Annotated in this window: 18 protein-coding genes; 10 read left to right on the top strand and 8 right to left on the bottom strand. The window is 73.3% G+C overall.

Annotation, left to right across the window (positions count from 1 at the left end; translation table 11 throughout):
- Positions 1–139 precede the first annotated feature (139 nt).
- The gene (locus ACFVFQ_RS00660) at positions 140–985 is read left to right on the top strand and encodes an alpha/beta fold hydrolase (protein WP_383406183.1); all 846 of its coding nucleotides are present in this window, start codon (positions 140–142) and stop codon (positions 983–985) included.
- Between the two features lie 169 nt (positions 986–1154).
- Here the strand turns inward: ACFVFQ_RS00660 and ACFVFQ_RS00655 are convergent, their stop codons facing one another.
- Positions 1155–3296 (bottom strand): ArnT family glycosyltransferase, encoded by a 2142-nt coding sequence (locus ACFVFQ_RS00655; RefSeq protein ID WP_383406181.1) that lies wholly within the window; start codon positions 3294–3296, stop codon positions 1155–1157.
- A 270-nt stretch (positions 3297–3566) separates the two neighbouring features.
- Between ACFVFQ_RS00655 and ACFVFQ_RS00650 the strand changes: the two genes are divergently transcribed.
- Positions 3567–4016, top strand: coding sequence for an SRPBCC domain-containing protein (locus tag ACFVFQ_RS00650; RefSeq protein WP_383406178.1), 450 nt, complete (start codon positions 3567–3569; stop codon positions 4014–4016).
- 181 nt (positions 4017–4197) lie between these two features.
- Positions 4198–5097 carry an RNA polymerase sigma factor SigF gene (locus ACFVFQ_RS00645; protein ID WP_383406175.1) on the top strand — a complete coding sequence of 300 codons (900 nt, stop codon included), beginning with the start codon at positions 4198–4200 and terminating at the stop codon, positions 5095–5097.
- A gap of 9 nt (positions 5098–5106) precedes the next feature.
- On the opposite strand, the gene ACFVFQ_RS00640 is transcribed toward ACFVFQ_RS00645, so the two are convergent.
- Positions 5107–6480, bottom strand: a complete 1374-nt coding sequence (locus tag ACFVFQ_RS00640) for a cryptochrome/photolyase family protein (protein ID WP_383406172.1) — start codon at positions 6478–6480, stop codon at positions 5107–5109.
- 206 nt (positions 6481–6686) lie between these two features.
- Between ACFVFQ_RS00640 and ACFVFQ_RS00635 the strand changes: the two genes are divergently transcribed.
- From ACFVFQ_RS00635 to xylB, 3 genes are read left to right on the top strand one after another with little or no spacing between them, the layout of a single operon-like run.
- Entirely contained in the window at positions 6687–7484 is a 798-nt protein-coding gene (locus ACFVFQ_RS00635; RefSeq protein ID WP_383406169.1) for a DeoR/GlpR family DNA-binding transcription regulator, read from the top strand.
- Between the two features lie 59 nt (positions 7485–7543).
- Complete coding sequence (locus ACFVFQ_RS00630; protein WP_383406166.1) at positions 7544–8542, top strand: zinc-dependent alcohol dehydrogenase family protein; 999 nt, start codon at positions 7544–7546, stop codon at positions 8540–8542.
- Between the two features lie 43 nt (positions 8543–8585).
- Entirely contained in the window at positions 8586–9986 is a 1401-nt protein-coding gene (gene xylB, locus ACFVFQ_RS00625) for a xylulokinase (protein ID WP_383406163.1), read from the top strand.
- Between the two features lie 25 nt (positions 9987–10011).
- On the opposite strand, the gene ACFVFQ_RS00620 is transcribed toward xylB, so the two are convergent.
- Complete coding sequence (locus tag ACFVFQ_RS00620; RefSeq protein WP_383406159.1) at positions 10012–10995, bottom strand: helix-turn-helix transcriptional regulator; 984 nt, start codon at positions 10993–10995, stop codon at positions 10012–10014.
- Between the two features lie 107 nt (positions 10996–11102).
- Here ACFVFQ_RS00620 and ACFVFQ_RS00615 point away from each other — a divergent pair, with 107 nt between their 5' ends.
- Entirely contained in the window at positions 11103–11510 is a 408-nt protein-coding gene (locus ACFVFQ_RS00615; protein WP_383406156.1) for a DUF3224 domain-containing protein, read from the top strand.
- A gap of 54 nt (positions 11511–11564) precedes the next feature.
- Here the strand turns inward: ACFVFQ_RS00615 and ACFVFQ_RS00610 are convergent, their stop codons facing one another.
- Positions 11565–12479 (bottom strand): NAD(P)-dependent oxidoreductase, encoded by a 915-nt coding sequence (locus tag ACFVFQ_RS00610; RefSeq protein WP_383406153.1) that lies wholly within the window; start codon positions 12477–12479, stop codon positions 11565–11567.
- Positions 12480–12608: 129 nt separating this feature from the next.
- Between ACFVFQ_RS00610 and ACFVFQ_RS00605 the strand changes: the two genes are divergently transcribed.
- Positions 12609–12959 (top strand): winged helix-turn-helix transcriptional regulator, encoded by a 351-nt coding sequence (locus ACFVFQ_RS00605; protein ID WP_383406150.1) that lies wholly within the window; start codon positions 12609–12611, stop codon positions 12957–12959.
- A gap of 144 nt (positions 12960–13103) precedes the next feature.
- Here ACFVFQ_RS00605 and ACFVFQ_RS00600 read toward each other — a convergent pair whose 3' ends face one another.
- The 4 genes from ACFVFQ_RS00600 to ACFVFQ_RS00585 form a co-directional block, all read right to left on the bottom strand.
- Complete coding sequence (locus ACFVFQ_RS00600) at positions 13104–14906, bottom strand: coagulation factor 5/8 type domain-containing protein (RefSeq protein WP_383406147.1); 1803 nt, start codon at positions 14904–14906, stop codon at positions 13104–13106.
- Between the two features lie 234 nt (positions 14907–15140).
- Positions 15141–15692 carry a hypothetical protein gene (locus tag ACFVFQ_RS00595; protein WP_383406144.1) on the bottom strand — a complete coding sequence of 184 codons (552 nt, stop codon included), beginning with the start codon at positions 15690–15692 and terminating at the stop codon, positions 15141–15143.
- Between the two features lie 14 nt (positions 15693–15706).
- Positions 15707–16327 carry an L-threonylcarbamoyladenylate synthase gene (locus ACFVFQ_RS00590; protein WP_383406141.1) on the bottom strand — a complete coding sequence of 207 codons (621 nt, stop codon included), beginning with the start codon at positions 16325–16327 and terminating at the stop codon, positions 15707–15709.
- A gap of 76 nt (positions 16328–16403) precedes the next feature.
- A complete protein-coding gene (locus ACFVFQ_RS00585; protein ID WP_383406987.1) occupies positions 16404–17252 on the bottom strand; it encodes an endo alpha-1,4 polygalactosaminidase in 849 nt (282 codons plus the stop codon).
- A 244-nt stretch (positions 17253–17496) separates the two neighbouring features.
- On the opposite strand from ACFVFQ_RS00585, the gene ACFVFQ_RS00580 reads away from it, so the two are divergent.
- Positions 17497–18261, top strand: coding sequence for a trypsin-like peptidase domain-containing protein (locus tag ACFVFQ_RS00580; RefSeq protein WP_383406138.1), 765 nt, complete (start codon positions 17497–17499; stop codon positions 18259–18261).
- 170 nt (positions 18262–18431) lie between these two features.
- A complete protein-coding gene (locus ACFVFQ_RS00575; protein WP_383406135.1) occupies positions 18432–19664 on the top strand; it encodes a chitinase in 1233 nt (410 codons plus the stop codon).
- Positions 19665–19680 lie beyond the last annotated feature (16 nt).

Below are 19680 nucleotides of genomic sequence, written 5' to 3'. Positions count from 1 at the left end.
GCGCGCGGACCTCGTCGTTCGAGTCCTGCGAGCATCGTCACCGGCCGCCCGTGCGAACCGCGGCGCGCGGCACGGACGTTGACGCAACTCTGACCCGACGGGGCGGCGGAAGATCGGGGCGGCGGGCGATACTCGATGGATGACCTCCCTTTACCGCAGCGCATCGGGCCGGGAGCGCGTCCGGCGCTGGTGCCTGGACCAACTGGATGCCTGGCCGGTGCCGCACGAGCGGGCGACCGTCACCGCCCAGGGAGCCCTCACCCACGTCGTCACGGCCGGCTCCGGCGCCCCGACGGTGGTGTGCGTGCCGGGTACCAACTTCTGCGCCGCCGCGAGCCTGCCGCTGGCCACGGCCCTGGTAGCGGCGGGCCACACGGTCGCCCTCCTCGACGTCCCGGGGCAGCCCGGCCTGAGTACGGGCGAACGGCAGCTCGCCGGCGGCCGGTTGGCGTGGTACGGCGCCTGGCTGGACGAGGCGCTCGACGAGCTCGCCGCCGGGCCGGTGACGGTGCTGGGCCACTCCTTCGGCGCCGCCATCGCACTGTCCGCCGCCTCCTGGTCCGTCGACCAGCTCGTGCTGCTCTCCCCCGGCGGGCTGACCCGACTGCGCCTGACGCCGGGCGTGTTGGCCGCATCCGCCGCCTGGTTCCTCCGCCCCGGGCCCAGGCACAGCGACCGGCTGCTGCGCGCCATGCACGCGCCGGGCCACCGCCCGCGCCCGGAACTGGTGGAGTGGATGACCCTGGTCGCCCGCCACACTCGTTCCTCCGGCGCGCCGGGCCTGGCCACCCTGCCCGCGCGCCCGGTACCCCGCCGGGTCGTCACCGGTGCGCACGACACCTTCCTCCCGCCGCGCCGCCTCGGACCGGCGGTGCGCGTCGCCCTCGACACGGACCTGGAGGTCCTTCCGGACGCCGGCCACCTCCTGCTGGACGAGCAACCCGCCTACGCCGCCTCGCTGGTGGACGAGCCGGTCGGGGGGTGAACCGGTTGGTGGGTGAACCGGTCGGTGGACGAGTGCCTGCCTGTGCTGCCTGTGCTGCCTGTGCTGTCTGTGGTGGGGGCGGGCCGCGGGTGCCTGGTTGCGTGGGACCGCGCCCGCCGACTACGGGACGGCGCGGATTGGCCGGTCGAAGCCGAGGCAGAGCGGCCGGTCAGCCTCGCGCACCGGGTTCCGCCCCTACGGACGCCGGCGCGCACCGGTAGAGCCGGTACGCCTGCCCCGTAACGGGGGTGCAATGCCCGCGCACCCAGGGGCCGATGGCGCGGCCCGGTGCGGTCGCCGGGCCGCCGAGGACGACGTACCGGAGCTGCCCGGTGGCGACGAGGTGCCGGAAGCCGGTGGCGGTGGGCGTGGGCGCGGTGCCGGTGAAGCCGCCCATGGGGAGCACCGGGGCGCCGGCGTGGAGGATGTACGGGGAGGCGGTGCGCCAACTGGTCGTGGCGAACAGGAAGGTGGCGCCGTCCCGGTGGGCGCGGGCGTAGTCGAGGAGCCGCCGTTGGGCGGGGCTGAGCGCCGTCCCGTCGTAGGCCCGGTCGGCGGCTTGGTGGCCCTTGTGGTCCTTGTGGCCGCCCTTGGCCGGCGGCTTCGGGGGGTGGGCCACGGCGCGGTGCCGGTTGACCACGGGCCCGGTGGAGCCCATGCCGGAGTGACCGTAGGCGGGGTCGAGGACCGACGAGGCCCAGGCGGCGGACGGCAGCAGCATGGCCACCAGCCCGGCGCCGAGACCGACAAGTGCCGTCCGCCGCCGGGCCGTTCGACCACCGGGGCCGGGCCCGGAGCCGGCAACAGGCCCGGAGCCGGTCGCCACCCCGGAACCAGCGGCCGGTCCACCCGCAGCAGCCTTTCGCGGACGGGCGGCCGAGCGCCCCCGCGCCAACAGCGCCAGCGCGACCAGCGCCAGGGCGAGTGCCGTCGGCGCCAGCCACGGCAGGAAGTCGGGGAACAGCTCCGCTATCGCCGCCGACCAGGCCACCGTGCCCAGCACGGCGGTAGGCAATGCCCAGGCCCGCGACCGGCCGCCGCGCAGCCAGCCGCGCCAGAACTGCACCGTCCCGGCGCCGAAGAGCGCCGCCAACGGGACGGCCAGCACGCCCAGGTAGTAGGTATGGCCGCCGATCGCCCCGGCGCTGAACACCAGGAAGTACGTGACCAGCCACACCCCCCACAGCACGAAGCCGGCCCGCAGCGGATCCGTCCGCGGCCGGCCGCGCCGCCACACCAGCCCGCACACGGTGGCGAGCGCCGCGGTCGGGTAGAGCCAGCCGATCTGCGAGACGATCGACGGGGCGAACATCTTGATCCACTGCGCGGCGGTCGGCCGGGCGTGGCCGGTCGGTGGCGCCGGGGCGGTGCCGGCCATGGTCGACACCGCGACGCTCCCGGTGTCCGCCGCGTTGACGTGGAGGTTGGAGAAGCGGTTGACGAAGTTGTAGCCGACGACCTGGCTGACCGCGGAGTTGTTGGTCGTCCCGTCGACGAACGGGCGGTCCTGGGCGGGGGTGAAGGTCACCAGCAACACCCACGACGCGGACACCGCCAGGCACAGCGCGCCCGCGGCGGACAGGTGCGCCAGCCGCCGCCGGAGCGTGGCCGGCGCGGACAGCAGGTAGAGCAGGCCGAGCGCCGGCAGCACCCCCCACGCCTCCAACATCTTCGCCTGGAAGCCCAGGCCGACCCAGGCACCGGCCGCCAGCAGCGGACGCAGCCGCGCCTCGCGGGCCGCGCGCAGTGCGGCCTCGGCGGCCAGCAGGACGCAGAGGGTGAACGCCGGGTCCTCGACCTCGGTGCGGAACAGGCCGGCGACCGCCGGGGTGAGCGCGAAGGCCCCGGCCGCCAACAGCGCCGCGTTCTCGCCCGCCCAGCGCCGCACCGCGCGGTACAGGACCGCGACGCTGAGCACGCCCTCGATCACCTGCGGCAGGGTCAGCGCCCACGGATGGAAGCCGAAGATCCGCACGGAGAGCGCCTGCGGCCACAGGAAGCCCGGCAGCTTGTCGATGGTGATGGAGTTGCCGGGGTCGAAGGAGCCGAAGAGGAACCCCCACCAACTCTCCGACATGCTGCGCGCGGTCTCGGAGTAGAACGCGTGGAACGCGCTGTGGTGGATGTCCCAGGCGAACAGCACCGCGGCCACCACGAGGATCGCCAGCAGCACCGGCCTGGCGTGCGCCGGCCGCGGCTTGGGGGCCGGCCGCGCCGCCCTGGCTCGCGCCAGCAGTCGGCCGGCGCCCGCGGGCCCGGTCGGCGTGGCTATCGCCGGGGGTGCGCTCCTCGCTGAGGTGGTGCTGGCCATGGACGGTCCTCCCTGGTGGAACTCACCGGTCGATGTGCCAGATGACCGTCCGGCCGCCCCGGCTCCGCCCGCCGCCGACTGTTCAACGGACGTTCAGCTCGCGGGCCGCCCGTTCAACTCGTCAGCCCACGGTTCACCTGGCGGCCCCGCGGACCCCGCACCCCAACTCCCGCATCTCAACTCCCGTACCTCGACTCCCGTACCTCGACTCCCCCAGCAAGACAAAACATCCCTTACTACACCTCCCTCCCCTTCCACTACATTCCCCCCATGACCAACGAACCCCTGCGCTTCCCCGACCTCGCCGCCCGTCCCCACCAGCTCTCCGTGGACCGCCTGATGAGCGCCCCGCCCGCCGCGCTGTACCGGGCCTGGACCGAACGGTTCGACGAGTGGTTCGCCGCCCCCGGCTCGGTGTTGATGGCGGGCCGGGTGAACACCCCGTTCTTCTTCGAGACCGAACACGAGGGGAACCGCCACCCGCACTACGGCCGCTTCCTGCGACTCGATCCGGACCGGCTGGTGCAGCTCACCTGGGTCACGGGCGACGGCGGTACGCAGGGCGCGGAGACCGTGGTCACCGTCGAGCTCGCCGCCGAGGGCACCGGGACCCGGCTGCGGCTCTCGCACGCCGGTTTCGCCGACGAGGCAGCGCGCGACCGGCACCAACAGGCGTGGCCGTACGTCCTGGAGCAGCTCGACCGGCGCACCGCGCCCTGATCCGGCCCGGGTCCGTCGATCGACTCGATGGCCGAAATCGTTCGCGCACCACACCAGTTGACGCCAAGTCAAGCTCCAGGACGCCAAAATGAGGATCCGAAGACGGATCCGACGTTTTGACTCGCGAACGAAGGGCAGGCGCGCCTTACCGGACCATGATCCAAATTATGGGAGGGCAGTCATGACGACGGCAGTTACCACGCACCCCGGAACGCGACACGGCCAGGGCCACCTCCAGGGCCACCGGACCGTCCGCTCCGGCACCGGCGGACTGCCGCACGTCCCGGAGGCGTCCAAGATCGCACCGAAGGACGCCAAGGCGCTGTCGCGGCCGTTCTTCGCGCGGATGGCGGAGCTGGAGGAGGGCACCCACGAGTACCAGTACGTGCGCAACACCCTCGTCGAGATGAACCTCTCCCTGGTCCGGTACTCCGCCGCGCGGTTCCGCAACCGCGGCGGGGACCCCGGGGAGATGGAGGACATCGTCCAGGTCGGCACCATCGGGCTGATCAAGGCGATCGACCGCTTCGACCCGTCCCGCGAGGTCGAGTTCACCACCTTCGCGGTGCCGTACATCGTGGGCGAGATCAAGCGGTTCTTCCGGGACGCCACGTGGGCGGTCCATGTGCCGCGCCGTTTACAGGAGTTGCGGATCGAGATCGCGCAGGCCAAGGAGCGGCTGTTCGCCCGCCTCGACCGCGACCCCACCGTCGCCGAGCTCGCCGCCCACCTCGGGCGCTCCGAGGAGGAGGTGATCGACGGCCTGATCGCCGGCAACGGCTACACCGCGGGCTCGTTGGACCAGCCCACCGACCCGGCCGAGGACGAGGCGACCCACTCCCTCGCCGACGCCCTGGGCGACGAGGACCCGCGGCTCCAACTCGCCGAGGATCTCCATGCGTTGACGCCCCTGGTGCAGAAGCTGGACCGCCGCGACCGTCGGATCCTGGCCCTGCGGTTCGTCCAGGAGAAGACCCAGTCGGAGATCGGCCGGGAGCTGGGCGTTTCCCAGATGCACGTCTCCCGCCTGCTCACCCGCATCCTGACCAAACTGCGGACGGGGCTGGTCGAACAACCCTGACGCCGCCCGTCAGGCCCGGCCGCGGGCCCGCTTGAACCGGGCCAGTCCGTCGGCGAGTTGGACCACGGGCGCGGGGTAGTCATAGCCGGCGCGCTCGTCGTCCGGCAGTCGCCACGGCTCGTGGACGGCGGGCCCGGCGAGCCCGGCGAGCTCGGGCACCCAGCGGCGGACGTACGCGCCGTCCGGGTCGTACCGCTTGGCCTGGAGGAGCGGGTTGAGCACCCGGTTGGGGCGGGTGTCGGTGCCGGTGCCGGCCACCCACTGCCAGTTGAGCTGGTTGTTGGCAAGGTCACCGTCCACCAGCAGGTCCAGGAAGTGCTGGGCGCCCACCCGCCAGTCCACGTAGAGGGTCTTGGTGAGGAAGCTGGCGGTGAGCAGCCGGCCGCGGTTGTGCATCCAGCCCTCGTACCGCAGTTGGCGCATGGCCGCGTCGACCACCGGGTAACCGGTGCGGCCCGCCTTCCAGTCGGCGATGTCGTCGGCGGCCGATTCCGCGGTGCGCCATTGGTCGTGCCGCGTGCGGTAGTCGGCGGTGGACGCCTCGGGCCGGGCGGCCAGGACCTGGTGATGGAAGTCCCGCCAGGCGAGTTGCCGGACGAACGCCTCGGCGCCGGGGCCGCCGCGCTCGCGCGCCCGGTGGACCAGTTCGACGGGCGAGAGGGTGCCGAAGTGCAGGTGCGGGGAGAGCCGGGAGGTGGCGTCGCCGGCGAGGTCGTCGTGGCGGTCGGCATAGTCCGCCGCCCCACCGCGCAGCCAGGCGGTCAGCCGCTTCCGGCCCGTCGCCTCGCCGCCCGCCGCGAGCCCCGCCGAGGCCCCGGGCACCCCTCGGGACGTCGGAATGTCCCGGGAGCCGAGGTGCGCGGGGACCGGAACGTCGCGGGGCGCCGCCAGGACGTCGCGCAGCCGCTGCCGAGACCAGTGCCGGAAGTAGGGCGTGAAGACCGCGAAGTGGTCCGAGGCCGCCGGGGTGAGCGCACCGGGCGGTACCGCGGTGAGCACCGCGTCGTGGACGAGAAGCCGGCGTCCCTCGGCCGTCAGCGCGCGGCGTAGCCGCTCCTCGCGGCGCGCGGCGTAGCCACTGACGCCGGCCGCCAGATGCACCTCGACGGCGCCCGTCTCGGTAGCGACCCGGCACACCTGGTCGACGACGTCCCCGGCCCGGACCACCAGACGGCCGCCGCGGTCGCGCAGCCCGGCGTCGAGCTGCGTCAGGCAATCGGCGAGGAACGCCCGCCGGTTGGGCGCGGCGAACCCGGCCGCGGCGATGCCCTCGTCGAGGACGAACAGCGGGACCACCGCGTCGGCGGAGCGCAGCGCCGCGCGCAACGGTGGATGGTCGTGCAGCCGCAGGTCGGAGGTGTAGAGGACGACGGCGACGGTCATGCGTCAACTCCCTTGCTCAGGAGCGGCGTCGCTCCGCACGCCGCCGGGCCCCCGCGCCCATCACATCTGCTCCGCGGGCCCGTTCAGCCGCACCACGCCGCCGGCCTCCCTCAAGCCCCCCTCGGACTTCACACAAAGTGTGTGATGTTCTAGGGTGAGCGCACTGTGCGACGGTCGCCGGGAGAGGGAGAGGGGGTGCGCCCGCGATGAGCGCGAGCCGTGGTTCCGAGGCCGAGGTGGAGGAGCGTCGGCAGGCGGTGCTGCGCCTGGTGGCGCGGGAGGGCGAGATCCGCATCGCCGCGCTCGCCGAGCGGATGCGGGTCAGCGTGATGACCATGCACCGCGACCTGGACAGCCTCCACCGGCGGCAACTGCTGCGGAAGGGCCGGGGGGTGGCCACCGCCTTCCCCGACGTCACCATGGAGAGCGCGCTGCGCTTCCGGGAGCACGCCAACGCCGACATCAAGGACGCGCTGGCGGGCGCCCTGGTGGCCGAGGTGTCGCCGGGCGACACGGTGTTGCTCGACTGCGGCTCCACGCTCTTCCCGCTGGCCCGCCGGCTCGCCGCCGTCGACGGGGTCCGGGTGATCACCAACTCGCTGCGGATCACCGCCCTGTTGGCCGGCACCCCGGTCGAGGTCACGGTGCTCGGCGACCGCTACTACGAGGACTTCGCGTCCTGCGCCGGCCCGCAGGCCCGGCGCCAGCTGACGGAGCTGCGCGCCGACGTCGCCTTCGTCACCGCCACGTCGATCCGCCACGGCCGACTGTTCCACCCGGTGCGCGCCTACGCCGAGTCCAAGCACGCCTACCTTGCGGCCGCCGACCGGGCCGTACTCGCCGTCGACCACAGCAAGTTCGGCCGCACCGCGACCCACCCGTACGGCGATGCCGGCGGCTACGACCTGATGGTCACCGACGCCGCGACCCCGCCGGACGAGCTCCGGGCCGTCCAAGACCTCGGCGTAGAGGTCCGCACGGTGACCCCCGCTCCCCGCGCCTGAGCCCGGCACCGCCCACGGCCCAGCCCCAGGCCCCACCCTCCCCGAGAAAGGCCCCTGCCATGCGCGCCGTCGTCATCCACACCCCCGGGCACTACGAGGTCACCACCGTCCCCGACCCGACGCCGGGCCCGGGCGAGGTCGTCGTCGCGCCCGTCGCGGTCGGGATCTGCGGGACCGATGTGCACATCGTCGAGGGGGAGTTCGCGCCCACGCCGTATCCGATCGTGCCCGGCCATGAGTTCACCGGTGAGGTCGTGGCGCTGGGGGCGGGGGTGACCGGAGTGCGGACCGGGGAGCGGGTGGCCGTCGACCCGTCGCTGTTCTGCGGCGCCTGTCACTACTGTGCCAACGGCCGCGGCAACCTGTGCGAGAACTGGGGCGCGATCGGCGACACCGTGGACGGCGCGATGGCCGAGTACGTCAAGGTCCCGGCCGCCAACTGCTACCGGCTGCCGGAGGCGGTCGGCCTCGCGCAGGGCACCCTGATCGAGCCGCTGTCCTGCGCGGTGCGCGGCTTCGACGTGCTGCCGCGCCGGCTCGGCGACCACTACCTCATCTACGGGGCCGGCACCATGGGCCTGATGATGCTCCAACTCGCCCGGGCCGCCGGCGCGGCGTCCCTCTCCGTCGTCGACCTCAACACCGACCGGCTGCGGATCGCCGAGCGGCTGGGCGCGGACGCCACCGCGGTCGGCGCCGCGGAACTGGACCGTCCGCAGGGCTGGGAGACCGTCATCGACTGCACCGGCGTCATCCCGGTCATCGAGGACGGGCTGGGCCGGGTCCGACGCGGCGGGACGTTCCAGCAGTTCGGCGTCGCGCCGTCCGCCGCCACCGCGTCCTTCTCGCCGTTCCGCGTCTACAACGACGAGATCACCATCGTCGGGTCGATGGCCGTGCTGCACAGCTTCGGGCGGGCCGTGGACCTGATGGCGAAGGGGGTCATCGACGCCGACACGATGCTCACCCACAGCTATGACCTGGCCGAGTTCGGCACCGCACTGGAGACGTTCCGCAGCGGCGCCGGGCGCAAGATCCAGCTGCGACCGCAGCGCTGAACCCCCCTCCCTCCTCGTCCCGTTGCCCGGAGGCGCCACCGTCATGCCCACCGTTGCCGGGGTGGACTCCTCCACCCAGTCCTGCAAGGTCGTCGTCTGCGACGCCGATACCGGGACGGTCCTCCACCGGGGGCGCGCCGCCCACCCCGAGGGCACCGAGGTCCCGCCCGAGGCATGGTGGCGGGCGCTACTGGCCGCGGGCGGGGGCCTGTTGGAGCAGGTGGACGCGGTCGCGGTGGCGGGCCAGCAGCACGGACTGGTGGCCCTGGGCGAGGACGGCCGGCCGGTGCGGGACGCGCTGCTGTGGAACGACACCCGCTCGGCGCGGGCGGCCGCGGACCTCGTTACGGAGCTCGGCGGGCCGCGGGCGTGGGCCGCGGCGGTCGGCACCGTGCCGGTCGCCGCGCTGACGGTCGCCAAGCTGCGCTGGCTGGCCGAGCACGAACCGCGGCAAGCGGACCGCACCGCACGGGTGTTGCTGCCGCACGACTGGCTGACCTGGCGGCTGTGCGGCGGGCCCGGCAGCGGCGCCGAACCGGTCACCGACCGCGGCGACGCCTCCGGCACCGGCTACTGGTCCCCCGCCGACGGCGCCTACCGGCACGACCTGCTCGCCCTCGCCCTCGGCGGCCGCACCCCCCAACTCCCGCGCGTCCTGGGTCCGTACGGGGCGGCCGGCCGCACCGCGCACGGCGCCCTGGTGGCGGCCGGGACCGGCGACAACATGGGAGCCGCGCTGGGCCTGGGCCTCGGGCCGGGCGACGTGGTGATCTCCCTGGGCACCAGCGGCACCGCGTTCGCCCGCTCCGAACGTCCCACCGCCGACCCCACCGGTGCCGTCGCCGGTTACGCGGACGCCACCGGCCGCTTCCTGCCCCTGGTGTGCACCCTCAACGCCGCCCGGGTGCTGGGCTCCACCGCCAGGATGCTCGGCGTCGGCCTCGACGACCTGGACCAGCTGGCCCGCAGCGCCGAGCCGGGCTCCGGCGGGCTGGTGCTGCTCCCCTACTTCGGCGGCGAGCGCACCCCCAACCTGCCCGAGGCGGCCGGGAGTCTGCAGGGGCTCAGGCACGACAACGCGACGCCGCCGAACCTCGCCCGCGCGGCCGTCGAGGGGATGCTGGGCAACATGGCGGAGGCGCTGGACCGGCTGCGCGCCCAGGGCGTCGAGGCCCGCCGGGTCCTGATCATCGGCGGGGCGGCCCGGTCGCCGGTGGTCGGCGAGATCGCCGCCGGGATCTTCGGCGTGCCAGTGACCGTGCCCGAACCCGAGGAGTACGTGGCCCTCGGCGCCGCCCGCCAGGCCGCCTGGGCGCTGGCCGGCACCCCCGAACCGCCGCCCTGGCCGCGCGCCTTCGCCCACGAGGTGCCCGCCCCGGTCGACGCCGCCCCGGGACGCCGGATCCGCGAGGCGTACGCGGCGGCCCGGGCGGCGATGTACTGAGCGGAGCAGCGGTGCGCAGGGCACGTCATGCAACGGGCGCGGCCCCTGTCCGGTAGCGCTCCGTCAGGACGGCGACCGCGTCGGCGACGGCCCGGCGCAGCGCGGGCGGGCCGAGCACCTCCGCCTCCGCGCCCAGCCTGAGCAGATCGCCGACGGCCACTTCGGGCCCCTCGACGGGGAGTTCCACCAGGGTCCAGCCGTCCGCGGCCGGCTCCCCGGCCTCCTCCAGGGCGCGCCGGCCGGCGGCGCCGAAGTACATCGGCAGCAGCCGCCGCGCCCGCGGCGAGATCCGCAGCCGCGCCACGTCCTGGTGCAGCGCGGCCTCCAGGCGGCGGGCGGACTGGGCCCAGTAGGCGGCCAGATCGAAGCCGGTCGGCCGCGCGAACGTCTCGTCCGTGACCTGCACCGCCAGGAACCGCGCGATCCGGTACGTCCGCACCGCCTCGTCCACGAGGGCCACCAGGTACCAGATGCCGCCCTTGAGGACGATGCCGAGCGGGCGCAGCTCCCGGTGGACCTCGCCGCGCCAGCGGCGGTAATGGGTGCGCAGCACCCGCTGCTCCCACACCGCCCGGGCGATCGGCGCCAGATGGGCCACCGGGTCGGCGTCCCGGAACCAGGCTGGCGCGTCGAGGTGGAAGCGGCCCTGGATCCGGCGGGTCCGCTCGGCGAGTGCGGCCGGGAGCGCCGCCTGGACCTTCAACTGGGCGGTCGCCAGCACCGCGTCGAGCCCCAGGTCGGCGGCCGGCCCGGGCGCCCCGGCGAGGAACAGCGCGCCGGCCTCGGCGTCGGTGAGCCCGGTCAGGCGGGTGCGGTAGCCGTCCATCAGGCGGTAGCCGCCGTCGGGGCCGCGGTCGGTGCGGACCGGGACGCCGGCCGCGCCGAGCGCCTCGACGTCCCGGTAGACGGTGCGGATGGACACCTCCAGTTCCGCGGCGAGTTGGGCGGCGGTCAGCCGTCCGCGGTTCTGGAGCAGCAGGAGCAGGGCGAGGAGCCGGTCGGCGCGCATCGGGCGATTGTCTCGCGTACCTGACAGGAGGTGTCAGGTACGGCCGACAGGCTGCCGGTATCCCGCACGCGAAACCGCCGTGCGGCCCGACGAGAGGACAGCCCGCCATGCCCGCGCAGACCACCGGCCGCATCAGCTACGCCAACTGGGAGGAGCACCCGGTCGGTTCGGCGGGGCCCGGCCCGCGCCTCGCCCATGCCGCCGTCACCAACGACTTCGCCGGCGGCATCGAGGCCGCCGGCACGACCTGCGAGTACAGCATCGTCTACACCTCGGACAAGACCGGCACGTTCACCGGCCTGGAGCTGCTGACCGGCCGGCTCGACGGGCGGGAGGGCAGCTTCGTCCTGGAGGAGCGCGGCGAGTTCGCCGCGGACGGCACGGTGCGCTGCACCTTCGAGGTCGTACCGGGCTCGGCCACCGGGGAGTTGGCCGGGTTGAGCGGATCGGGGAGCTTCGTCTACGCGCCCGGCGAGCCGTCGTTCCCGTACGACTTCGCCTACGTGTTGGGGTGAGCCCCGGTGACGGGCGGGCCGGCAGGAGCGCTCCCGCCGGCCCGCCCGTCCCCGTCAACCGCGGCCCAGCAGCTCCGCGATGCGGAGGAAGCCGTCCCCGCCGTGGCCCAGGCCGATGGCGCGGCGGGCCAGCCCCTCGGCGGACCGCAACACCCCGGTGTCGATGCCGTGCGCCTCGGACGCCCGGACGATGTGGGCCATCGCCGAGGCCGCCGAGGTCAGCGGGTTGCCCTCGCCGGAGTAGGTGCCACGGTCCACCTCCTGTGCGGTCTCGGCGAAGAGCGGCGGGAGGATCGCGCCGATGCCCTGGGCGAACGGCGCCAACTCCCCTGCGGTGATGCCCTCGGCCCGGGCCAGCGCCACGGCGTGCGCGTAGCCGGCCATCGCGGTCCAGAAGATGTCCAGCAGCGCGATGTCGTGGGCCGCGGCCCGGCCGATGTCCTCGCCGAGGTGGGTGTGGGTGCCGCCGAGCGCGTCCAGCACCGGTCGGTGCTCCTCGTAGAGCGCGAGGGGGCCGCTGTGCAGGAAGACCGCGTCCGGGGTGCCGATGGTGGTGGTCGGGGTCATGATCGCGCCGTCGAGGTAGCGGATGCCGTGGTCGGCGGCCCACTCGCCGGTGGCCCGGGCCTCGTCGGGGGTGCCGGCGGTCAGCACGACGACGGTGCGGCCCTTGAGCGCGTCGGCGACCTCGGGGCGGTGCAAAATGGCGGTCACCGCCGCGTAGTTGACCACGCAGACCACCGTCAGCTCGCTGGCGGCGACCGCCTCCGGTGCGGTCGGGGCACTGAGTGCGCCCCGCTCGACGAGGGCGGCGTCCCGGCCCGGCGTCCGGTTCCAGACCGTGGTGTGCAGCCCGGCGGCGAGGAACGTCTCGGCGAGCGTGCGGCCCATCGGCCCGAGGCCGAGCACGGTGACGGAGCGCGGGGCGGCGGGCGTGGCGGAGGTTGCGGGGGTCGTGGTGGTGGACATGTGGTTGATCTACTCCTTGAGGATCCGGAATCCGTCGGAATCCGGAAATACCGAGCTGATGAAGGTGATTGGTAAGAGAAGAAGGACGTAAAAAACGGAACGACGGCGAGTGGAAGGAACGGGGCGACGATGACGCGCGGCCGAGCCAGGGATCTGAACGTGTGTGGAACGACCGCGGCAATCGCGGTGATCGACGGCAAGTGGAAGACGCCGCTGCTGTGGCTGCTGGAGCCCGGACCGACCCGGCCCAGCGCGCTGCTCCGGCAGCTGCCCGGGCTCAGCGAGAAGGTGCTGACTCAGGCGCTCCGCGAGATGGCGGAGGACGGTTTGGTGCACCGTGAGGTGCACGACTCGCTGCCGCTGAAGACCGAGTACTCCCTGACCGCCTTCGGGCGCGACCTCGCCGCGGCCCTGGCGCCCCTCGATGCCTGGGGGCACCGCCGCCTGGAGCGGCTCGCCGAGGCGCAGAGAGCCTCCTGACGCGGCATCATCCCTGCTCACCCTCCGTTCCCGCCGCGCCGGCGGCCCCGATGGCCGCCGGTGATCAGCTTCTCCCGGTGGTGGGCCGCTGGCCAAGTACCCACAAAAAAGTGGGTATCGCGCGGCCCACCACCGCCCGTCCGGTCAGGGATAGGCGACCACGGTCGAGGGGGTGGTCGAGGTGCCCGAGGTCGGGGCGCCGGTGTCGTTGATGACGCGTTCGAACTGGCCCTTGCCGCCGAGCGAGACGACCAGCACGTCGTGGAACTTCACCCCGGGGGCTTTGGGGGCGGCGAAGCCGTGGTGTTGGACGATGCGGGGGTCGACGGTGTAGTTGCAGTAGCTGCCCAGTCCCCACGCCTCGTGGCTGGTGACGGAGTCGGCGACCTTGTAGGCGGCGTAGCCCTTGACGTTGCCGTCCTGGACGGCCGCCTGGTTGGGGGCGTCGTACGCCTTCTCGTTCTGGAGGAAGACGGTGCGGCCCCGTTGGCCGTACCACTGCACGTCGTACTTGTTGAAGTGCTCCACGAACAGGCCGGTGGCCAGGACGTCGTCGCCGTTGACGCGGATGCCGTAGTCGGCGCGGTTGGTCTCCCAGCCCACCCCGTCGCCATGGTCGGCGCGCCAGACCCAGGTGTGGTCGACGAGGGTGTGCCGGCTGTTGATCACCATGCTGGTGGTGGCCTTGCCGGGGCCCGCGCCGCCGATCCGGACGTAGACGTCCTGGACGGTGGTCGGGTTGGCGGAGTGGTCGGCACGGGCGCCGGGCGGGCCGATTTCCAGCAGGGTGGCGGAGTTGACCGGTCCGGCGTCGATGAGCAGGCCGGCCAGTCGGACGCCGTCGACGTCGGCGGTCTTCAGGGCGGTGACACCGTTGTCGGGGATCAGGGTGGCGTAACCAAGGCCCAGTACCACGGTGTTGGGCGCGGTCACCTGGATCGGTCGGTCGAGGTGGTAACTGCCGGGGGTGAACAGCAGGTGGAGTCCCTGGGCGAGCGCCTGGTTGAGGGTGGCGGCGGTGACCCCGGGCTTGGCGACGTAGAACCGCGACAACGGGAGCGCGGTGCCGCGCGGGGTGCCGTTGCCCCAGGTGACGCCGCGGGCGGCGGTGCGCAACTCCGGGAGGAAGACCCGGTATTCGTCGCCGTGGAGGTGGAGGAAGGGCTTCTCGCGGGAGGCGGGGGTGGTGTCGAGGACGGTGTAGGCCGGGTGGGGGAAGGTCTGCGCGGGGGCGCCCTCGACGCCCGAGAACACCATGTTCCAGACGCCGTTGGACCACCCGCCGACGGCGCTGTCGCGGCTGTACCACTGCTGTTGGGAGCGCGGCTCGACGGTGCCGTCGATGCGGCAGTCGGCGAGGTAGCCGCCGCTGGCCCAACCGTCGCCGGCGGGCGCGAGGTTGAGGTTGCCGCGGACGTGCATCCGGCGGAGCGGGGCGGCCTGGGAGACGGCCCAGCGGTTGGTGCCGTTGGTGGGGACGAGGGCGAGGTTCTCCGCGGAGCGCCAGAAGTTCTGGTCGGCGTTGCCGTGGAACCAGCCGGCGTCGACGGTGACATGGCCGTTGATGGTGGTGTCGTCGGGGGACAGTCCCAGGCCGGCTATGGAGGTGTAGAAGCCGAGTCGGGCGTGGAGTCCGTGGTAGGTGCCGGGCTTGAACAGCAGGGCGTAGCGCCCCTTGCCGAACTGGGCCTTCTCCTGTTTGTGGAAGACCTCGTCCAACGTGGCCTGGATGCCCGGCGTGGACGGGTCGAAGACCAGGACGTTGGGGCCGAGGTCGCCGCCGCCGGGCAGGGCGCGCGGGGGCCGGTGGGGCGGTGCGGCGGGGGGCGTTCTGAGGGGGCCGAGCCGGGCGGGTCCCGCGGCGGCCGCGGCGGCGGCGCCGAGGACGGTCCGGCGGCCGACGGTGGGCGGTTGTGGGGTGGGGGGTTCCTCTGATGCAGGGGTCATGGATGACCCTCCTGATTCAGGAAGTGAAGCCGTGGGGGGAGGGGAGCGCGCTCCCGCCGTCGCATGCTTCAGCCTCGTGAAGGGTGCGTCAAGAGGGCCTATCGGAGTTCGCCGACCGGCCACCGGACCACCGCCAACGTACGTGACGCTAAAGGGGGTTGATCCCGCTGTGCGGCTCCGTGCGGTGCGCTCGGGGCGCCCCGCCGCGTTCAAGAAGTGACCGGTCGGAAGGGCTCACTTCACCGTCTGGTCGCCGTCGGGCAGGTCCTGGACGGTGACCTCGGCGCGCGGCTGGCCGAGCCCGTCCGCCACCGCCCTGGCCAGCCCGTCCGGGTCGGGCTCGGTGGGCACCGGCACCTGCGCGCCCTCCGGGTAACTCTCGATCGCCCGGCTGAAGTAGCTGGGGTGCCAGGCACCGACCGCGCCCCGCACCTCCACGGCCCGCACCGCCCTGGCGCCGATCCGCTGCTTGACGGCGGCGAGGATCCGGTCCGACCGGTACTCCCCCGGCACCTGGAACAGGCTGGCGTGCGCGCCGATCAGCCCGCCGTCGGCCAGCCGGACGGTGACCGTCAGACAGCTGGTCACCGCGGGATAGAAGAGGGTGCCGCCGGGCCCGACCTCGCCGACCCGGCCCTCGGTGATCCGCAGCGCGGTCGCCGGGGACGCGGCGGGGGCGCTCGCCACCGCCGGCCCCGCCTGGGCCAACACCGCCCCGACCGCGCCGACCTGGAGCGTCAACAGGGCGACCACCACCGGTATCGCGCGGCCTCGTGCGCGTGCCATGGTTGCGCCGCCCCTCACTCGAACCGGGCCGGGTCGCCGGCGCCCCGCCGGACGATCTCCACCGTGCCGCCCGAGAAGTCGACGACGGTGGTGGGCTCGGTCCCGCAGTCACCGGAGTCGACCACCGCGTCGATGACGTGGTCGAGGCGCTCCTTGATCTCCCAGCCCTGGGTCAGCGGCTCCTCCTCATCGGGCAGCAGCAGGGTGCTGGAGAGCAGCGGCTCGCCGAGCTCGGTGAGGAGCGCCTGGGCGACGGTGTGGTCCGGGATGCGGACGCCGACGGTCTTCTTCTTCGGGTGCAGGAGCTGGCGCGGGACCTCCTTCGTCGCGGGGAGGATGAAGGTGTAGCGGCCGGGGGTCGCGGCCTTGATCGCGCGGAAGACGTCGTTGTCGATCTGCACGAACTGGCCGAGCTGCGCGAAGTTCTGGCACACCAGGGTGAAGTGGTGGCGATCGTCGAGGTTGCGGATCGACCGGATGCGGTCGATGCCCTCGCGGCTGCCGAGCTGGCAGCCGAGGGCGAAGCAGGAGTCGGTCGGGTAGGCGACGAGCGCGCCGGAGCGGATCGCTTCGGCGACCGTCCCGATGGTGCGGCGCTGGGGGTTGTCCGGATGGACGTCGAAGTACTTGGCCATTTTCGCGAGTCTAGGTGATGGGCGGGCCGGTCAGCGGCGCCGGCGCGGGCGGGGTCCGGCGGGTCCGGACGGTGGGTCAGCAGGTGCGGCGGAGGTAGCCGGCGTCGCCGGGCCGGCCGACGTCGCGGTCGCGCAGGACGAAGGAGAGCCGCTCGCCCCAGGCGCGACAGGCGGTGGTGAGGTCGGGGCGGCGGTACTCGATGTCGAAGACCCGGTCGTCGTAGGTCTTGGCGTAGGCGGGGCACTCCCGGTAGCGGGCGCACTCCTCGGTGACGGCGAAGTCGAAGCCGGCGCGGCGGGCTTCGGGGAGGAGGTCGGCGGTGTTCTTCTGCGCGGCGGCCAGTCCCCGGTCGTGGGCCCGTCGGGTCAACAGGGCGGCGAAGGCCAGCGCGTGGTCCTTGGTGAGCAGGTCCTGGGAGCGCTCGTAGGAGTCGAGGTTGTCCGGTTCGACCGCGTCGAAGCCGGCCGCGGCACAGCCGTCGATCCAGGGGCCGACGACGCCGAGCAGGGCGGTGCGCTTGGCGGCCGTGGAGATGTCGAGCAGCGGTTCGTGCCAGCCCTCGTCGATGACCGGGTCGCCGTCCCGGTCGCGCAACAGCAGGTCGGGGTGGTGCCGCTGCCACCAGCGCCGGGCGTCGGCGCCGGGCTGTGCCTGGAAGGCGTTGACGTAACAGATGGTGTAGCGGCCGGGCGCGGGCCGGGCGGTGCGGTCGCGGGAGACGACCTCGACGCCGTCGGCCGGGCGGTACGGGCCGCCGATCTGGTAGTCGAACGCGGCGCCCGCGGTGGGCAGTTCGACGCGGTGCCGGGCGTTGGCCGTCGGGGACGGGTGCCCCGCCTCCGTCGAAGCGGCCGGGGAGCAGCCGGCGAGCGGCAGGACGGCGAGCGCCAATGCGCAGACGGCGCGACGCAGCGGCGCGGGCATGCGGGACATGTACGACACGGGGGACACGACACGTCACCCTATGCGCCCGCACGACCGCCACCCGCCCCCGAACCCGTCGGGCACCCCAACTCCGCTCTCCACCACGGGAGTTCACCCCCTCGCCAAGTGACGCACTTCACATAGTCCAAAGTGGATTATCGGTCGCGCGGACACCCTCGCCCGCGCTTAGCTGGTCGGGTCAGACCTTCGACCAACTGAGCACCACCACACGGGGAGTGATCGCATGTTCCGCGTCTTACGCGCGCTCGGCGCCGCCGTCCTACTGGCGGGCCTGTCCCTCTCTGCGGCGCCGGCCGCGAGCGCGAGCACCGATGCGCGCACGGCCATCGGCGGCGGCAGCGGCATCATCTTCCGGATGCTGCCCAATCCCGAGCAGCACAAGAGCCTCTACGTCTGCACCCTCACGGCGGTCGGCCGGGACCGGGCCGGCAATCTGGTGGGCCTGACCAACGCCCACTGCTTCATCGACGAGAAGGGCAACAAGCTGGTCGGCGCGCCGGTCTACCTGGACGCCTCGCCCGCGGGAACGGCGGCCGCGCCCGCTCCGTTCACGAAGAGCGCCCCCGACCTGAAGACCGGCCAGATCGGCACGGTGACGTACGTCAGCACGCCCAACAACCTGCTCAGCAACGGCCCCAAGGGTCTGGACTACACGGTGATCCGGCTGGACGAGAAGCGGGTCAAGCCCACCAGCACGGTCGGCGGGGTGACCATCAAGTCGATCGGGGCGCCACCGGCCAACGGGACCCGGATGTGCAAGGAGGGCCACCGGACCGGCCTGACCTGCGGCATCAAGCTGGGCACGCACGGCATATGGTTCACCCACCTGATCTGGACCAACGGCGGCGACTCCGGCTCGCCGGTGGTCAACGGCCAGACGCTGGTCGGCAACGCCTGGGGCGCCCAGCACAGTTCGCCGATCCAGAGCATCATCAAGGAGATGGACGCGAACGGCGGCGTCGGCGCGGGTTTCCACCTGGCCAGCTGAACCCCGCTCACCCTCCAACTCGCCCTCCGCGCCGCCCGAGACCCCTCGGGCGGCGCTCGCGCGTATTGGTCCAGTCCAAAGTGTTGACGTGCTCACACCGAGGGTTCACGCTGTGGTCGATTGGTCTGGACCACCCCCTGGATCCCCCCGTCGGCTTCGCTGGAGGGCATGTGCCACCTCGTCAACTCTTCACCCTCGCCACGGCCGTCTCGGCGGCCGCGCTCGCGCTCGCCGCCGCCGGCACCGCGCTCGCCACCGGTCACCGCGCCGCCCCACCGGCCCCGTTGACCGCCCCCACGGCGCTGGGCGGCAACTGGTACGCGGCGGCGCCGTACCTCATGCCGCTCGACAACGACCCGCCGGACGCCGGCGCGGTGATGGACGCCACCGGCATCAAGGCGTTCCAACTCGCCTTCGTGCTCGCGCCCAACGGCGGCGGCTGCTCGCCGACTTGGGACGGCCTGCACCCGGTGGACGCGGACACCGCGGTGACCAAGGTGATCTCCGCGATCCGCGCGAAGGGCGGCGACGTCTCCGCCTCCATCGGCGGCTACAACGGCACCAAGCTGGGCCAGGCGTGCGGCACCCCCGAGGCGACCGCCGCCGCCTACCAACAGGTCATCGACAAGTACGGCCTGAAGGCCCTCGACTTCGACCTGGAGGAGCCGGAGTACGAGAACACCGCGGCCATCCACAACGAGATCGGCGCCGCCAAGATCCTCCAGCAGAAGAACCCCGGCCTCTACCTCTCCGTCACCACCGCCGGCACCGCCGACGGCACCGGCTGGTTCGGCAAGCAGATGCTGAACGAGGCCAAGTCCCAGTCCTTCACCCCGGACAACTTCTCCATCATGCCGTTCGACGGCGGCTTCGACGGCGCCGCCGCCCAGACCTCCGCGCTCACCCACTTCAACGCCGTGCTGCGCGCCACCTTCGGCTGGGACGAGGCCACCGCCTACGCCCACGAGGGCATCTCGCAGATGAACGGCCGCAGCGACACCGGGGAGTTCTTCACCCAGGCCGACTTCCAGACCGTGCTGGACTTCGCCACCTCCCACCACATGGCGCGCCTCACCAACTGGTCGGTCAACCGCGACCGCCAGTGCACCCCGCCGGACAACAACGGCCGGACGTCGGGGACCTGTAGCAGCGTGAAGCAGGACGCCTGGGACTTCACCAAGTTCTCGGTGAAGTTCGCCGGCGCCACCCCGCCCACCGCACCGCCCACCACCGCGCCCCCGGGCGGCAGTTGCTCCGCCACCCCCTACGCCGCGGGCACGGTGTACGTGGGCGGCGACACCGTCTCCTTCAACGGCCGCTCCTGGAAGGCCCGGTGGTGGACGCAGGGCGAGGCGCCCTCCACCGGTGGCTCCGGGGTCTGGCAGGACCTCGGCGCCTGTTGAGCCGCGGAGGGGAGGA

This window comes from Streptomyces sp. NPDC057743 (assembly GCF_042798755.1).
Lineage (GTDB): Bacteria > Actinomycetota > Actinomycetes > Streptomycetales > Streptomycetaceae > Streptomyces.
Note: the sequence above shows the minus strand (reverse complement) of the source record. Positions and strands in the feature narration are given on the sequence as shown.

Excerpts from the sequence above, each read along its gene's own strand:
- ACFVFQ_RS00595 (WP_383406144.1), bottom strand. The coding sequence starts at position 15,692 with ATGGCACGCGCACGAGGCCGCGCGATACCGGTGGTGGTCGCCCTGTTG.
- ACFVFQ_RS00655 (WP_383406181.1), bottom strand. The coding sequence starts at position 3,296 with ATGGCCAGCACCACCTCAGCGAGGAGCGCACCCCCGGCGATAGCCACG.
- ACFVFQ_RS00660 (WP_383406183.1), top strand. The coding sequence starts at position 140 with ATGACCTCCCTTTACCGCAGCGCATCGGGCCGGGAGCGCGTCCGGCGC.
- ACFVFQ_RS00610 (WP_383406153.1), bottom strand. The coding sequence starts at position 12,479 with ATGTCCACCACCACGACCCCCGCAACCTCCGCCACGCCCGCCGCCCCG.
- ACFVFQ_RS00605 (WP_383406150.1), top strand. The coding sequence starts at position 12,609 with ATGACGCGCGGCCGAGCCAGGGATCTGAACGTGTGTGGAACGACCGCG.
- xylB (WP_383406163.1), top strand. The coding sequence starts at position 8,586 with ATGCCCACCGTTGCCGGGGTGGACTCCTCCACCCAGTCCTGCAAGGTC.
- ACFVFQ_RS00620 (WP_383406159.1), bottom strand. The coding sequence starts at position 10,995 with ATGCGCGCCGACCGGCTCCTCGCCCTGCTCCTGCTGCTCCAGAACCGC.
- ACFVFQ_RS00635 (WP_383406169.1), top strand. The coding sequence starts at position 6,687 with ATGAGCGCGAGCCGTGGTTCCGAGGCCGAGGTGGAGGAGCGTCGGCAG.
- ACFVFQ_RS00650 (WP_383406178.1), top strand. The coding sequence starts at position 3,567 with ATGACCAACGAACCCCTGCGCTTCCCCGACCTCGCCGCCCGTCCCCAC.
- ACFVFQ_RS00600 (WP_383406147.1), bottom strand. The coding sequence starts at position 14,906 with ATGACCCCTGCATCAGAGGAACCCCCCACCCCACAACCGCCCACCGTC.
- ACFVFQ_RS00630 (WP_383406166.1), top strand. The coding sequence starts at position 7,544 with ATGCGCGCCGTCGTCATCCACACCCCCGGGCACTACGAGGTCACCACC.
- ACFVFQ_RS00590 (WP_383406141.1), bottom strand. The coding sequence starts at position 16,327 with ATGGCCAAGTACTTCGACGTCCATCCGGACAACCCCCAGCGCCGCACC.
- ACFVFQ_RS00580 (WP_383406138.1), top strand. The coding sequence starts at position 17,497 with ATGTTCCGCGTCTTACGCGCGCTCGGCGCCGCCGTCCTACTGGCGGGC.
- ACFVFQ_RS00585 (WP_383406987.1), bottom strand. The coding sequence starts at position 17,252 with ATGCCCGCGCCGCTGCGTCGCGCCGTCTGCGCATTGGCGCTCGCCGTC.
- ACFVFQ_RS00645 (WP_383406175.1), top strand. The coding sequence starts at position 4,198 with ATGACGACGGCAGTTACCACGCACCCCGGAACGCGACACGGCCAGGGC.
- ACFVFQ_RS00640 (WP_383406172.1), bottom strand. The coding sequence starts at position 6,480 with ATGACCGTCGCCGTCGTCCTCTACACCTCCGACCTGCGGCTGCACGAC.
- ACFVFQ_RS00615 (WP_383406156.1), top strand. The coding sequence starts at position 11,103 with ATGCCCGCGCAGACCACCGGCCGCATCAGCTACGCCAACTGGGAGGAG.